Here is a 14,116-nt window from a genome sequence, read left to right as displayed (position 1 = left end):
ACCATGACACATATTCGCAAGGCCGTCTTTCCCGTCGCCGGCATGGGCACCCGTTTCCTCCCCGCCACCAAGTCGATCCCCAAGGAGATGCTGCCGCTCGTCGACCGCCCGCTGATCCAGTACGCGGTGGACGAGGCCCGCGCCGCCGGGATCGAGGAGTTCATCTTTGTGACCGCCGCAGGCAAGGGCGCGCTGGAAGATTACTTCGATACCGCCGCGGCGCTTGAGCAGCGCCTCGCCGCCGCCGGCAAGACCGATGCGCTGGCAGCACTTGAGCGTGCGCGGATGCCCGAAGGCGCGCTGTCCTTCGTGCGCCAGGCGGCGCCTCTGGGATTGGGACACGCCGTGCGGCTGGCGCAGCGCCTCGTGGGGGACGAGCCCTTTGCCGTCCTGCTGCCCGACGACGTGATCCGGTCCCCGCAGGGCGCGCTGACCCAGATGGTGGCGGCGCACGGGCGGATACGTGGCCACATGGTCGCCACGATGGAGGTGCCGCGGCAGGATACATCTTCCTACGGGATCCTCGACGTGGCGCGGGAATCCGGCAGGCTGGCCCGCGCGAGGGGTCTGGTCGAGAAACCCCGCCCCGAACTGGCCCCCTCGTGCAGCGCGGTCGTCGGCCGCTACATCCTCGAGCCGTCGATCTTTGCCCGCCTGTCCGATCTCGGTCCCGGCGCGGGCGGCGAACTGCAGTTGACCGATGCGATCAACGCGGACGTCCACGAGATCGGCGTGACCGGATACCGCTTCGAAGGCGAGAGGTTCGATTGCGGGTCGGTGCTGGGCTTCGTCCAGGCGACGATGGCCTTCGCCCTGGACCGGCCCGACCTGCAGGACGGGATCGAACGCTTCCTCGAGACGAAGAGCGCCCCACGGCAATACGCCGCCTGACACGACCCCTATCCGAAAGGATAGGGATCTATCCGTCTGACCGTATGCGCCGACGCGATGTTTGTGTCATATTGGGTCATCTTATCAAAGGATGTTGCCATGTTCCGTGCCCTGTTTCCCGCCCTTGCCCTTGTCGCGGCAAGCGCCCTGTCCGCCGGCGCCGAAGAACTCGCCCAGCCGCAGGGCGAGGTGATCCTGACCGTGTCCGGCCCGCTCGCGACCACCAACGTGGACGGAACGGCGCAGTTCGACCTCGAGATGCTCGAGGCGCTGGACGCGACCACCTTCGAGACGACAACGATCTGGACGGAAGGCGAACACAGCTTTACCGGCGTTTCGCTGGACCTGCTGGTCGACCGGCTGGGCCTCGAGGGCGAGACCCTGCGCGCCACGGCCATCAACGACTACGCCATCGACATCCCGCTGAGCGATGCGGTCGAGGGCGGCCCCATCGTCGCCTACCGGATGGACGGCGACACCATGTCGGTGCGCGACAAGGGCCCGCTCTGGATCGTGTATCCCTATGACGCCAATCCCGATTACCGCACCGAGGTCGTCTATTCGCGCAGTATCTGGCAACTCGACCGCATAGAGGTCGTGGAGTAAAGTTAGTCGGATCCCTTGCCACTTGCGATGGCATCTCCTCACCCCGGCGGGACCACGTGCGATACCTGAAGAACACCCCGATCCGGCTTCGGCTTTTCATCATGCTGCTGCTCGGCATCGTGGGCGTGGCGGCGATCCTCTACATGTCGATCGCCGTCGCCCGTGACCTGCGCCTGCTCAACTCGGCCCGGTCCGACAACGTGCAATGGACGCTGTCGCAGACCGAGGTCGAGTTTCTCGAATACCAGATGCACCTCGGGCTGCTGGCCGCCGGGGCGGAGCCCGACCTGAAGACCCTGCGCCGCGAGTTCGATATCTTCTACAGCCGGATCTCCACCCTGCGGCAGGCGTCGACCTATGCAAACCTGCGCGACCTTCCGGCGTTCTCGCGCAATCTCAGGATCGTCGAGACGTTCCTGTCCAGATCCGTTGACGGGATCGACGCCCCCGACGCGGAGCTGATCGCCCGGTTGCCCGAGCTTTTGCAGCTTGCCACGGACGTCCGGCCAAACGTCAGGATGTTGGCGAACTCCGGCCTGAACCACTTCGCCGAGGATTCCGACCGCCGCCGCAACAACGTCGCCGTCACGCTGACCCAACTGGCCGGGGCGGTCACCGCGCTGCTTGTCACGCTCCTGTTCCTCGCGCTGTATCTCGCCTATCTGAACCGGCAGAATTCACGCCGCCGGGCGGAAGCCGTCCAGGCGAGCGCGCGCATGAAGATCGTCACCGGCACGGCACTCGATGCCGTGGTCGTCAGCGATAGCCACGGCCGCATCCTCGACTTCAACGCGGCGGCGGAACAGATCTTCGGCCACGCCGCCCGGGACGCCATCGGTGCGGATCTCGGGATGCTGCTCGTTCCGGATCATCACCGTGACGCCCATGTCGCCGGCATGGCGCGCCTGCGCGCCGATGGCGAAAAGCGCATGGTCGGCAAGGGCCGTGTCAAGCTGGAGGCCAAGCGCGCCAACGGGGAAATCTTTCCCGTCGAACTCGCGATCCAGTCTGCCGACACGGACGAAGGAGAAATCTTCATCGCGTTCCTGCGCGACATCTCCCATCGCGTCAGGGCCGAGGCCGAGCTGGTCGCGGCGCGGGACCGCGCGCTTGCCGGGGAAAAGGCCAAGACCGACTTCCTGGCGACGATGAGCCATGAAATCCGGACACCTCTGAATGGCTTGCTGGGAAACCTCGCCCTTCTGCGCGACACCAGGCTCAGCGCCAGGCAGATGCGGTCGGTCAGGAACATGGAGACCTCGGGCAAGCTCCTGATGAGCCACATCTCGGACGTGCTCGACATCACGAAATACGACGCGGGAAAACTGCGGCTGCGGCCTGTCGCGATGAACATCAGCACGCTGTTGCAGGATATCGTCGACAACCAGAGCGGCGCTGCGGCGGCCCATAACACGACGCTGGAGTGGGGATGGATCGGCCCTTCGGCCGACTGGATCTGCGCTGACCGTGACCGGATCCAGCACATCCTGATGAACGTCATCGGCAACTCGGTGAAATTCACCCGCGACGGGCGCATCACGATAGAGGCGCAGGTTCTGGACAATGACACCGGCGCGCCCCGGTTGCAGATCGACGTGAGCGATACGGGCATCGGCATGGACAAGGCGCTTCAGGCGCAGATCTTCGACGACTTCATGACGGGCGACAGCTCCTACGACCGGGATGTCGGCGGCACCGGGCTCGGCTTGGGGATCGCACGGCGCTTCGTGAAGGCGCTGGGCGGCGAGATCGAGGTCGAGAGCGAACCTGGCGTCGGCAGCACCTTCAGCATCCGCTTCCCTGTCGAAACGATGGAACCGCCGAACACCCATCCTGACATCCGCAAACCGGGCGCACCCGCAAGCCCCAAACGCATCCTGCTGGTCGAGGATAACGAGATCAATCGCGTCGTCGCGCGCGAGATGCTGACCGCCGCCGGGCATCACGTGACCGAAGCGACGAACGGAAAACGCGCCGTCGAACTGGCGGAATCCGAACCCTTCGACCTGATCTTCATGGACATCAGCATGCCCGTCATGGACGGACGTCAGGCCACCCGCGAGATCCGCGCCGGTCAGGGGGCCGCGGCGCAGACGCCCATCGTGGCCCTGACCGCGAATGCCATGGCCGAGGAGCAGGAAGCTTTCCTGTCCGACGGGATGAACGACATCCTGACGAAACCCCTGACGCGGGACGGATTGCTTCGGGTGATCGCCAACCACACGGAAGCGCGCACCGAAATCACCGCCTCGCGCACTGACCACTCCAATGCCGTCGCGCAGGCCTATCTCGACGATCTCAGAGCGACGCTGGGAATCGACGCGCTTGCACCGTTGCTGGACCGGTTCAAGGTCGAAGTGGACGACACGCTGGCGTTTCTGAAAAACCACCCCCGGCACACAGCTGCCGACATCGCTTCCCGCGCGCACCGGATCGCGGGAAGCGCGGCCACGCTGGGCGCGGTCGAATTGCGGACCGGATTGCTGAAGGTGGAGGAAGCGGCCAAAGCCGGCAATGCCGACGCGATGGCAGAGGCGATCGATGCGCTTTCCGCCATCTGGAGCGCCACCCGCCCGCAGATGCGGGCGGACCGGCGCAGAACGCTGCGTTGAGGCGGAAAGTTACAACGCCACGGCGGACAGGCCGACGATCCCGATCACCCTGCCGACTTCGCCGATATTGGTGATGGTGCTGTCGTAGCAGGCGATGGAATCTCCCGGCAGCAGGAACGGGTCGTAGTCGTCCCGGTCCGCGCGGCGCAGCAGATCCTCGATATCGCGCTCGATCACCACCGAGACATCGGTGATCGGATTGCGCGAGAACAGGACGGCGGAGCGGTCGGCGCTCGTCGCGCGCGCCCCGCCAACGCAGTTGGTGTCGATCACCGCCTGCATGTAGCGCGTGCCATAGGGCACTTCGCGCACGTCGCGCCCAACGGCGGACGGGGCGTTGCCGGCGGCGGGCTGGGTCAGGTTGGACAGGAAAAGCGACACACCCGGCGGGCTGATCGGGCTGGGGCGCATCAGGTCTTCCTGAAAGCAGCCCCGGCTCGGCACCGACACCGCATCGCCGGTCAGCAGCATGATGTCGACGGCATTCTGGCCTTCGAACACGCCCCGCATGTCGAGAACGTAAAGCGCGCCACCCCGGCGGACTTCGACCGCCGAAATATCGGCGTCGGGACGAACGCCGCCAGCCGCACGCAGGGCCGCCGACAGGTTGCGCCCTTCGCTCGATGCACCAAGCGCACTCTGGCGGCGCGTGTCCACCTGGTCGCCTGGCACGCCGCCGATCTCGACGCTGCGCGGTTCGAACACCGCGCCGGATACGCCGACGGTCACCGAGGCGAAATCCGCCACCCGGACGGAAATCCGCGGTCGGTCGTCAAAGAAATCGCCCGCGATCAACTGGGCCGCGATGTCGCTTTCGACCTCGGCCGTCGACCGGCCCTGCGCGAGGACCGGCGTCAGGAAAGGCAGCTTGATCGTGCCATCGCGCGAGACAACGTAGTCGCCGCTGAACGTGTCGTCGTCCGCGATGCGCACGTCGACCAGATCGTTGCGCGTCAGGCGTTCGCCCCGCAAGGCGACAGCGGCGATACCGGTGCCCTTGCCGCCGGTCCCGCCCCGTGCGGGGCGGCATTTCTGGGCGTTGATGCTGGCAGAGCGCAGGAATTGCGCGTTCTTCCTGTCCACATCCGGCGTCCGATACTGGGCCTGATACCCGTCACCGGCGGCCACCGGTTCGAGATTGTCGGGCGCATCGAAGCCCGCGCAGTTGCCCAAGGCAAGTAACGCCAGCAACAGCGATCCGAATTTGAGGGTCTGCGGCATTTGTCTGCTCACTCCAGCCTGCGATTGCAACGGTTCTACGGATTTCCCGTTTCGCGGTCGAGAGTGCGAAGGCATCGGCGGGCCTATCCGTTCGGATATGGTGCAGTTCGGTTGCGCCTTCATGCTGTCCCGTGGCGTCCGGGACACCACGTCAGCCTCGGGCGTAAGACGGGGCGACCGAATGGACTGGACCCGAAATCATGACACCCCTCAACAAGCTTCCGCAGATCGCGCAAAATCTCTTTGCCTACGGCGCGTCCGAAGTGGCCGCCAAGGCGTCGCGGCTGCTGGTCGTCGTGGCGGTGGCCCGATCCCTCGATCTCGCGCAGATCGGCGTTGCGGCGGCCGCGCTGGCGGCGGCGGACATCCTCAAGGCGCTGACCGAGAACGGCGTCGGCCAGCGGATCATCGCTGCCCCCGAAGACGAGCTGCCGCAAACCTGCGCCACGGCGCACCGCATCTTCTGGGTCTGGTGCGTGGGACTGTTCCTCGCGCAGTCCGCGATCGGCCTCGCCCTCTATGCCACCGGCGCGAGTGCTGAACTGCTGATGCTGATCCTGTTGCTCGCGGGCGAATACCTGTTCATGCCCGCAGGTCTGGTGCAGACAGCGCTGGCCATGCGCGCGGGCAAGTTGCGCCAGACCGCCGCTATCTCGGGCGCGCAGATCGTGGGCGCGAACGTGATGTCAGCGGCGCTCGCGCTGCTCTGGCCCTCCGCGCTGGCGCTGATCCTGCCCCGGCTGCTGACCGCGCCCTTCTGGCTCGTGGCGATGCGCCGCCTGCATCCGTGGACCCGCGATTTGCGCCAAGGCTTCGCCCCCCTTCGTCCGTTCCTGAGCTTCGGCTGGGCCGTGCTGGGTGTCGAACTGGTCAAGGCGCTTCGGCTTCAGGCCGACAAGCTGATCGTCGGCACGCTGATGGGGGCCGAAGCGCTGGGTCTCTATTTCATGGCCTTCAACGCGGGCCTCAGCCTTGCGAATTCCTTTTCCGTCGCCTTCTCCACCGTGCTCTTTCCGCATCTCTGCGCCAGCACCGACAAATCCCTCGCCCTGCGTCAGAGCATGCTTCTCGCCATGGGCCTGATTACGCCTGCCGTGGTGGTCCAGGCCGTGCTCGCCCCCTATTACGTTCCGATCCTGTTCGGCGCGGGATGGGAGGGCCTCGACCTGATCGTGTCGATCCTCTGCCTCGTCGCAATCCCGACGACGCTTTGGTCCGCCACGGCGGGTTGGCTGCGGGCGACCGGCCGCGCACACCGCGAATTCTGGGTGACCGGCGCCATGACGGTCGCGCTGATGCTGAACACGGCGCTGCTGGCCCCCTTCGGCCTCGCCACCGTTGCCACAGGCTACGCCATCGTCGCGACGGTCGTCATGGTTGGCGCCTCCCTTCCCGCCCTGTTCCTGGCCTTTGGCCCGACCGTCGCAAAGGCCTGATCCCATGCCCCTCTTCTCGATAATCCTGCCCTGCTTCAACGCCGAAGCCACCATCACCGACACGCTCGCCAGCCTGTCCGCGCAGAGCTTTGCCGACTGGGAGGCGATCTGCGTCGACGACGGATCGACCGATGCGACCGCCTTCCTCGTGCGCAAGGCCGCGCGGCGCGATCCGCGTATCAGGCTTGTCAGCAATACCGGCAAGGGCCCCAGCGACGCCCGCAACATGGGCGCCCTGGCCTGCGCGTCGGGCGATCTGCTGGCGTTCTGCGATGCGGACGACCTGTTCGTTCCCGGCAAGCTGAGCCATCTGCGCGATATCCTGAGCGACCGCAGCATTGACGCCGTATTTGGACGGATCGGGTTTTTCCAGAGTGTACCGGGCGACAGCGGTGTCTTTTCGACCGTCCCTGCCCGAGACCTGACGATAGACATGCTTCTGGGCGAAAACCCGGTCTGCACCATGTCCAACATCACCGTGCGGCGGGGCGTCTTCGAACGGTCCGGCGGCTTCGATCCGGCGATGGTGCACAACGAGGATCTGGACTGGCTCATCCGGCTGGTCGGCCTCGGGGCGCGCGTCGTCGGCGTGGATCTGCTCCATACCTGGTATCGCACCAGCCCCGGCGGCCTCTCGACCGACCTCGACGCGATGCTTGCCGGGCGCGCGCGGGCGGTCGAAACGGCGGCATCCTTTGGCGTGCGCCCCTCGAACAGAAGTCACGCCATCCACCACCGGTACCTTGCCCGCCGCGCCCTGCGCATGGCGGACAGCCGTACCGCGCCCCTGCGTCACACGGTTCACGGCATGATCCGCAGCCCGGCCGGTTTCCTGTGTCCGCCGCGCCGGGGCGTACCGACATTCCTGGGCGCACTGGCGGCCCTGCTGCTACCCCGCGCCTTTCGCCAATCCCTCTTCTCCTGAAACCGAAAGATTCGCTCCATGACCTTCGCTTCCATCGTCGTTCCCGCCTTCAACGTCTCCGCAACCCTCGCCGAGACGCTCACCTCCCTGCTCGCGCAGACCTATGCCGCGTTCGAGGTCATCATCGTCGACGACGGCTCGACCGACGACACACCGCGGATCGCCGCGCAATTCGCGCAGGACCGCCGTGTCCGGGTCATTCGTCAGGCCAATCGGGGCCTCGCCGGGGCGCGCAACACCGGGATCGCCGCGGCGCGCGGCGACGTGATCGGGTTCTGCGATTCCGATGACCTGTGGCGGCCCGAAAAGCTGGCCCTGCACGTCGCGCATCTCGAGGCGCACCCGCAGGTCGGCGTCAGCTATTGCGGCTCCGCGCTGATGAATGACGCGGGCGTGCTGACCGGGCAGGCACAGCGCCCCCGGCTCGCGCAGGTCGATGCCGCCACGATCTTCAAGCGCAACCCCGTCGGCAACGGCTCTGCCCCGGTGCTGCGCCGCGCCGTGCTGGAGGACATCGCCTACCGCCCGCGCCACGAGCCGTCGCGCGACTGGTATTTCGACGAAACCTTCCGCCAGTCCGAGGATATCGAATGCTGGTTGCGGATCGCTCTCGGCACCGAGTGGAAATTCGAGGGCATCCCCGGTCTTTGGACCCATTACCGCATCGCTTCGGGCGGGTTGTCCGCCGCCACCGACCGCCAGCTTGCCGCATGGGAGCGGATGGTTGAAAAGCTGACCCCGCTGAACCCGGCGTTCTTCGAGGTAAACACGCCGGTCGCGCGGGCCTATCAGCTGCGCTATCTTGCCCGCCGCGCCATCAGCGATCTCGACGCACCGCGCGCCGCTGCGCTGTCGCGGGCATGGGTGTCGCAATCGCGCATGCCGTTGATCGAGGAGCCGGTCAAATCCGCCGTGACCCTCACCGCAGCCGCCGTGCTGTCGGTGTTCGGTCGGCAGACCCTGCACAGGATCATCCAGTTTTCCACGCGCCTGCGCCGTGCGGAGGCCGCCTGATGCCCCGGCTACGCGTCGTTCATGTGGTTGACGATACCACCGCAGGCGGTGTCATGCGGGTGCTCGATCATCTGATGACCGCGCCCGCGCTGTCCCGCGGCGCGACACACAGTCTAAAGGTCGTCGACCGCGGCGCGATCTTCTCGGGGCGCATCGAGGCGGACTTGATCGTCTCGCATCTTGCCGTCAGCTGGCGGGTTCTGCCCTTGCTCCTGAGCCTGCGCGCGCGCCACCCGGCGGCCCGTCTTGTCCATGTCGAACACAGCTACACCGAAGCGTTCGTGGCGACCAACGTCATCCACACGCGCCGCTTCGCGCTTCTTCTGCGCGCCGCCTATCGTCTCTTCGATCGTGTCGCCGCGGTCAGCCATGCGCAAGGGGAGTGGCTGCAGCGCAGCGGTGCCGTGCCACAGTCCGCGCTGACAGTCATACAATCCTGCGTGGATCTTTCTGCCTTCCGCGCCATCGCGCCGCCGACGGCACCCGTACGTGTGTTCGGCGCGATCGGGCGACTTGAGAAGCAGAAGGGCTTCGACACTCTGATCCGCGCGTTCCGGATGACGGACCGGTCGGACATCAGCCTCTGCATCTTCGGAGAAGGCGCCGAGGAGGCATCGCTCCGGGCGCTGGCCGAAGATGACGCCCGAATCCACTTCAAGGGTTTCACCCACGATCCCGTCGCGGCGATGGCCACGGTGGACGCCGTCGCCATGCCATCCGTCTGGGAAGCCTACGGCCTCGTAGCGATCGAGGCACTGGCAGCGGGGCGTCGTCTTCTGGTCAATCCGGTGGATGGCTTGAGAGATCACATCCCAAACGGCGCACGGGCTGTCGGCAACGGCTCCGTTTCCGCGTGGAAAGATGCGATTCTCGACATGGCTGAGGCACCGTCCGAAAATGCCCCCGACAACATCGCGACATCGGTCCGACCGGAGGACAATTTCGCGGCGCGATGGTCCGACTTGTTTCTGGAAGCCGCGCTCGGGCGCAAGGAGATCGCAATTTCATGAACGGCGAACGGGGGCGGGCAAGCGCCCGCCCCGCCGGGGTCAGTCCCCGTGCGACATGGCGCCGTGGTCGGGCTTGCGGTCGTGGTCCACGGGGATCATCACCTGCATCTCGCCCGCCTTCTCGAAGGTCAGGATGACGGCGATCTCGCTGTCCTGTTCAAGCGGACCGGTCAGCCCCATGAACATCACGTGGTCGCCGCCGCGGGCCAGCTGGTGCTTGCCCCCCGCAGGCACGGCGATGCCGCCCTCGATCTCGGACATGCGCATCACGCCATTCGCGTCCTGGGTATGGGTGTGCAGTTCGACCCTTTCGGCCACGTCGGAGGACGCGGCGAGAAGACGGTCGTCCTCGGGCCCGTCGTTCATCAGCGTCATGAAGGCGGCCCCGGTCACGGAGGTCGGGGTGGAACTGCGCACGTAGGCGTCCTTTACCGTGATGTCGGCAAGCGCGGGCGCGGCAAGAAGGGTCGCAGCGACGGCTGCGGTCAGAAAACGTGTCATGGTGGTATCCTTGGTCTGTTCGATGAGTGCAAAGGTGCGAGATCAGACAGGGACGGGCGGCGCACGCGGAGGCGGTGTGGGGCGGTGCGAGGCTCGGGCGGGTTCGCCCGCCTGCAGGCCGCCGGGCTGGAAGAACACCAGCCGCCGGGGCAGCACCACGGCGGGGGCGGCGCCGTCGAACACGACGTTCAGCGCGGAATCGGGACAGATGTGGGGCGCCTGCGTCGGCTGGCCCTGCGCATCGACGTAGACCGCCAGTGGTCCGGTCCCGGTGCAAAGCACCATCTGCCCGGTCGCGGCAGCAGAGCCGCGCGCCACCGCCATGCTCTGGCTGGTGAGCGCCAGCAGCAAGGCCAGCAACAGGGAAGAAAGCGTGCGCGTCATGGGCCCGGTTCTATGCGTTACGCGCGGCGATGACGAGGGGCGAAAACGACGCAACCCCGGGCGGGGCCCGGGGTTGCAGTGTCGGCGACAGGAAGCGCTGATCAGCTCAGCACGTCTGCTTCCATGCCGGATTTCTTGATCGCCTTCTTGATCTTGAGCGCGTTGGGCGACAGATCGGCGTCCTTCGCGCGGGCGAGGAACTTGTCCAGACCACCGCGGTGGTCGACGGACCGCAGCGCGTGCGCGGAGATGCGCAGCTTGAACGAGCGGCCCAGCGCCTCGGACTGGAGGGTGGTGTCGTTCAGGTTCGGCAGGAAGCGACGCCGCGTCTTGTTGTTGGCGTGGCTTACGTTGTTGCCCGTCATCGGGCCTTTTCCGGTCAGTTCGCAAACACGCGACATGGGTTCATCCTTTGTTTTAGTGGTGTGGCAACGCGGCCCGCTGCAACACATAAAAGGGGCCGCGCGATGCGACCCGAAAACTTGTCCGCTGGCTTTAGTGGGAATCACCCTTGGCGTCAAGCCGCAGTGGCCGCCGAAGTCCGCAGGTTTCGGGCAAGGCCGCAACAAAGTGGCCCGACCCCGCACACGCGCGCCCCCAATCAGCCCCCCCCGGCCCGCCTTTGGCAAATATCCCTTTCATCCCGCTGCCCGATTTGTCAAACCTTGGGAATGAGTATTCGCATGCGTGCCCTTCTGGTTCATCTGTTCACCGCGACCGGTGCCGTTTTCGCCATGCTGGCGATGCTGGCCGCCGTGGATGGCAAGTGGGACATGATGTTCCTATGGCTCGTCGTGGCCTTCTTCGTCGACGGGATCGACGGGCCGCTCGCGCGCAAGTACGACGTCAAGACCAACGCGCCGGAGTTCGACGGAATTCTCCTCGATCTGATCATCGACTACCTGACCTACGTGTTCATCCCCGCCTTCGCCCTGTTCACCTCGGGCCTGATGAGCGGGTGGAGCGGCTGGGTCATGATCATCATCGTCACTTTCGCGTCGGCCATGTATTTCTGCGATACCCGGATGAAGACGAAGGACAACTCCTTCTGGGGCTTTCCCGGCTGCTTCAACATGCTGGTGCTGGTGCTCTTCGCGCTGACGCCGTCGTGGTGGATCTGCCTTATCATCGTCACGGTCCTGTCCGTCGCGATGTTCCTGCCGATCAAGTTCGTGCATCCCGTCCGGACCGAGCGGTGGCGCGCCGTGACGCTGCCGATGGCCCTCGCCTGGACCGTCTTTGCCGGCTGGGCCGCATGGGGCAACTTCGACGCGTCCAGCTGGTCACACTGGGGGCTGGTGGTCACCTCGCTCTACCTCACGCTGGCGGGCGCGGTACAGCAGGCGTTTTTCGACCCGAAGGACTGATCTTTCCGCTTGACCTCAACCTTGGTTGAGCCGCCATCAAGGGGTGAACCGCACAGGATTGCCCATGACCACCCAAGCGCAGACAGCTCCCAAACCCGACTATGTTTCCTGGCGCGAATTTCTCTCCGCCGGCTATACCGCGCCGCTGGTGCTGGTCTGCCTCGGCGTCTGGATGCACGCCGCCGACAGCCTCGTGGTCGCCACCATGCTGCCCGCCATCGTCGCCGAGATCGGCGGCGCGGCCTATGTCAGCTGGACCGTCTCGATCTACGAGATCGGATCGATCGTGGCGGGCGCGGCCAGCGCCCTGCTGACCCTGCGCCACGGGTTGCGCCTGCCGATGGCGGGGGCGGCCCTTTGCTTTGCCGCGGGCTGCGCGCTTTCGGCGCTGAGTGGGTCGATGGGGCTGGTGCTGGTGGGGCGCGGCCTGCAAGGGCTGGGCGGCGGCGGGCTGGTGGCGCTGTCCTTCATCGCCATCAATGCCCTGTTTCCCCGCCGCCTCGCCGCGCGCACACTGGCTGTCGTTTCGGCCTTCTGGGGCATGTCCGCCTTTCTCGGTCCGCTGCTGGGCGGACTCTTCGTCGAATTCGCGACATGGCGCTGGGGCTTCGCCTTTTTCGCGGCACAGGCGCTGGGCCTGGGCCTGTGGATCGCCCTGCGCACGGAACCGGGCAAAACGGCGCTGGATGAAAGCCCTCCCGGCCCCTTCCCCCTGTTCCGGCTGGCCGTCCTGTGCGGGGCCGTGGTGCTGATCTCGGCCGGTGGCGTGCGGGTGGAGATGCTGCGCAGCACGCTGCTGATCCTCGCGGGGGGCGCCTGCCTGTGGTGGTTCCTGTGGCGCGATGCCCGTGCCGGTGCCGCACGGCTCTTGCCCGCCGCCCCGCTGGACCCGCGCAGGGCCACGGGGGCGACCCTGCTGATGCTGCTGTGCATGTCGATGGCGACCATCGGCCTGCTGGCCTACGGGCCGCTGCTGATGACGCTGATCCACGGCATGTCGGCGCTGACGGCAGGCTACATCGTGGCCGCGTCTTCCATCGGGTGGACATTGGCGGCGGTGGCCGTCAGCGGCTCGCCCGAGCGGCGCGACCGGCTCTGGATAGGGCTGGGCATGGGGATCACCACGGTCAGCGTCGCGGGTCTGGCCCATGCCGTTCCCCACGGGCCGATTTGGCTGATCGCCCTTTTCGCCGGGCTGGACGGCGCCGGCTTCGGCCTCGCGTGGACCTTCATCCTGCGCCGGGTAACGGCCCTGGTTCCGCCCGCGGAGGCCGCCCGCGTATCCGGCGCGATCCCCACGGTCCAGCGGATGGGATACGCGCTGGGCGCAGCCTATGTCGGGATCGTCGTGAATGCCGGCGGTTTCCTGGAAATGGAGGGGCCGTCCGACGCTGCGCATGTCGCGACCCTGCTGTTCCTGTGGAGCCTGCCTCTTGCGCTGATCGGTCTGGCGGCAATGGCGGGACTGCTGCGCCGCCACCCGCACGATGACCGCCTTCAGATGAGCAGCCCTGCCGCGCCCTCGTGACGCAGCAGCGCCACCTTGGTCTCCACCCCGCCGCGGCCCGAAAACCCGGTCAGCCCCCTGGCCCCCATGACGCGGTGGCAGGGAATGATCACGGGGATCGGATTGCCGCCGCAGGCCTGCCCCACCGCCTGCGCGGGCACGCCGAGATCGCGCGCGATCTCACCGTAGGTGCGGGTATGACCAAAGGGGATCGCCGCGATGGCGGCGCAGACCCGGCGCTGAAGGTCCGAGCCCGCGACCCGCAGCGGCAGGTCGAAAACCTCCAACTTCCCGGCATTGTAGGCCGCCAGTTGCCGGGCGGCCTCTGCCAGCAGATCGCTGTGGTCGGGCTGGGACACGGCCCCCCAGCCGGAAGCGGTGATCGCGCCATCCTGTTCTGTCAGGGTCAGATCGCCAAAACGGGTGGGGACATGGGTGCGTTTCATCGGCGCAGAATGGCGCGGAACGCCTGCCCGCTCAATCCGGAACCTGCGACAACCGCCGGGCGGAGTTTCGTGGGGCACGCAACGATACCCGCACGAGGCCCTCGGCCCCGGCGGTGTCGCTGCAGTCTGCCTGAACATGGAAAGGAGCCGGTAAGGATGGCGGCGCCGCCAGATTCGGAAAACGAGACAGGGCATG

14 protein-coding genes are annotated in these 14,116 nt (G+C 66.6%); 9 read left to right on the top strand and 5 right to left on the bottom strand.

Annotated elements, in window-relative coordinates; translation table 11 throughout:
* Window positions 1–3 precede the first annotated feature (3 nt).
* The 3 genes from BOO69_RS02555 to BOO69_RS02545 all read left to right on the top strand — a co-directional run bounded on the left by BOO69_RS02555 (window position 4) and on the right by BOO69_RS02545 (window position 4,109).
* On the top strand, window positions 4–891 hold the full coding sequence (locus BOO69_RS02555; protein WP_071970028.1) for a UTP--glucose-1-phosphate uridylyltransferase: 888 nt from the start codon (window positions 4–6) through the stop codon (window positions 889–891).
* Between the two features lie 99 nt (window positions 892–990).
* The gene (locus tag BOO69_RS02550) at window positions 991–1,497 is read left to right on the top strand and encodes a putative pterin-binding protein (protein ID WP_071970026.1); all 507 of its coding nucleotides are present in this window, start codon (window positions 991–993) and stop codon (window positions 1,495–1,497) included.
* A gap of 56 nt (window positions 1,498–1,553) precedes the next feature.
* The gene (locus tag BOO69_RS02545) at window positions 1,554–4,109 is read left to right on the top strand and encodes an ATP-binding protein (RefSeq protein WP_237267549.1); all 2,556 of its coding nucleotides are present in this window, start codon (window positions 1,554–1,556) and stop codon (window positions 4,107–4,109) included.
* 9 nt (window positions 4,110–4,118) lie between these two features.
* Here BOO69_RS02545 and BOO69_RS02540 read toward each other — a convergent pair whose 3' ends face one another.
* The gene (locus BOO69_RS02540) at window positions 4,119–5,330 is read right to left on the bottom strand and encodes a polysaccharide biosynthesis/export family protein (RefSeq protein WP_071970024.1); all 1,212 of its coding nucleotides are present in this window, start codon (window positions 5,328–5,330) and stop codon (window positions 4,119–4,121) included.
* Window positions 5,331–5,530: 200 nt separating this feature from the next.
* On the opposite strand from BOO69_RS02540, the gene BOO69_RS02535 reads away from it, so the two are divergent.
* From BOO69_RS02535 to BOO69_RS02520, 4 genes are read left to right on the top strand one after another with little or no spacing between them, the layout of a single operon-like run.
* Window positions 5,531–6,766, top strand: coding sequence for an oligosaccharide flippase family protein (locus BOO69_RS02535; RefSeq protein WP_071970022.1), 1,236 nt, complete (start codon window positions 5,531–5,533; stop codon window positions 6,764–6,766).
* Window positions 6,767–6,770: 4 nt separating this feature from the next.
* Window positions 6,771–7,691 carry a glycosyltransferase family 2 protein gene (locus tag BOO69_RS02530; RefSeq protein WP_071970020.1) on the top strand — a complete coding sequence of 307 codons (921 nt, stop codon included), beginning with the start codon at window positions 6,771–6,773 and terminating at the stop codon, window positions 7,689–7,691.
* 18 nt (window positions 7,692–7,709) lie between these two features.
* Window positions 7,710–8,705, top strand: a complete 996-nt coding sequence (locus BOO69_RS02525; RefSeq protein ID WP_071970018.1) for a glycosyltransferase family 2 protein — start codon at window positions 7,710–7,712, stop codon at window positions 8,703–8,705.
* Window positions 8,705–9,715, top strand: coding sequence for a glycosyltransferase (locus tag BOO69_RS02520; protein ID WP_071970016.1), 1,011 nt, complete (start codon window positions 8,705–8,707; stop codon window positions 9,713–9,715). The genes BOO69_RS02525 and BOO69_RS02520 overlap by 1 nt, the downstream gene beginning before the upstream one ends.
* Window positions 9,716–9,754: 39 nt before the next feature.
* Here BOO69_RS02520 and BOO69_RS02515 read toward each other — a convergent pair whose 3' ends face one another.
* The 3 genes from BOO69_RS02515 to rpmB all read right to left on the bottom strand — a co-directional run bounded on the left by BOO69_RS02515 (window position 9,755) and on the right by rpmB (window position 11,001).
* Window positions 9,755–10,216 (bottom strand): copper chaperone PCu(A)C, encoded by a 462-nt coding sequence (locus BOO69_RS02515; protein ID WP_071970014.1) that lies wholly within the window; start codon window positions 10,214–10,216, stop codon window positions 9,755–9,757.
* A gap of 42 nt (window positions 10,217–10,258) precedes the next feature.
* Window positions 10,259–10,600 (bottom strand): hypothetical protein, encoded by a 342-nt coding sequence (locus BOO69_RS23365; RefSeq protein ID WP_071970012.1) that lies wholly within the window; start codon window positions 10,598–10,600, stop codon window positions 10,259–10,261.
* Between the two features lie 101 nt (window positions 10,601–10,701).
* Window positions 10,702–11,001, bottom strand: coding sequence for a 50S ribosomal protein L28 (rpmB, locus tag BOO69_RS02505; protein WP_071970010.1), 300 nt, complete (start codon window positions 10,999–11,001; stop codon window positions 10,702–10,704).
* A gap of 270 nt (window positions 11,002–11,271) precedes the next feature.
* Between rpmB and BOO69_RS02500 the strand changes: the two genes are divergently transcribed.
* Together BOO69_RS02500 and BOO69_RS02495 are read left to right on the top strand one after the other, a co-directional pair.
* The gene (locus BOO69_RS02500) at window positions 11,272–11,967 is read left to right on the top strand and encodes a CDP-alcohol phosphatidyltransferase family protein (protein WP_071970008.1); all 696 of its coding nucleotides are present in this window, start codon (window positions 11,272–11,274) and stop codon (window positions 11,965–11,967) included.
* Window positions 11,968–12,031: 64 nt separating this feature from the next.
* A complete protein-coding gene (locus BOO69_RS02495; RefSeq protein ID WP_083545426.1) occupies window positions 12,032–13,495 on the top strand; it encodes an MFS transporter in 1,464 nt (487 codons plus the stop codon).
* Here the strand turns inward: BOO69_RS02495 and BOO69_RS02490 are convergent.
* Window positions 13,465–13,920, bottom strand: coding sequence for a methylated-DNA--[protein]-cysteine S-methyltransferase (locus tag BOO69_RS02490; protein WP_071970006.1), 456 nt, complete (start codon window positions 13,918–13,920; stop codon window positions 13,465–13,467). The genes BOO69_RS02495 and BOO69_RS02490 overlap by 31 nt on opposite strands.
* Window positions 13,921–14,116 lie beyond the last annotated feature (196 nt).

It is taken from the genome of Sulfitobacter alexandrii, from assembly GCF_001886735.1.
GTDB lineage: Bacteria > Pseudomonadota > Alphaproteobacteria > Rhodobacterales > Rhodobacteraceae > Sulfitobacter > Sulfitobacter alexandrii.
This window is presented reverse-complemented; position numbering and strand designations above follow the sequence as displayed.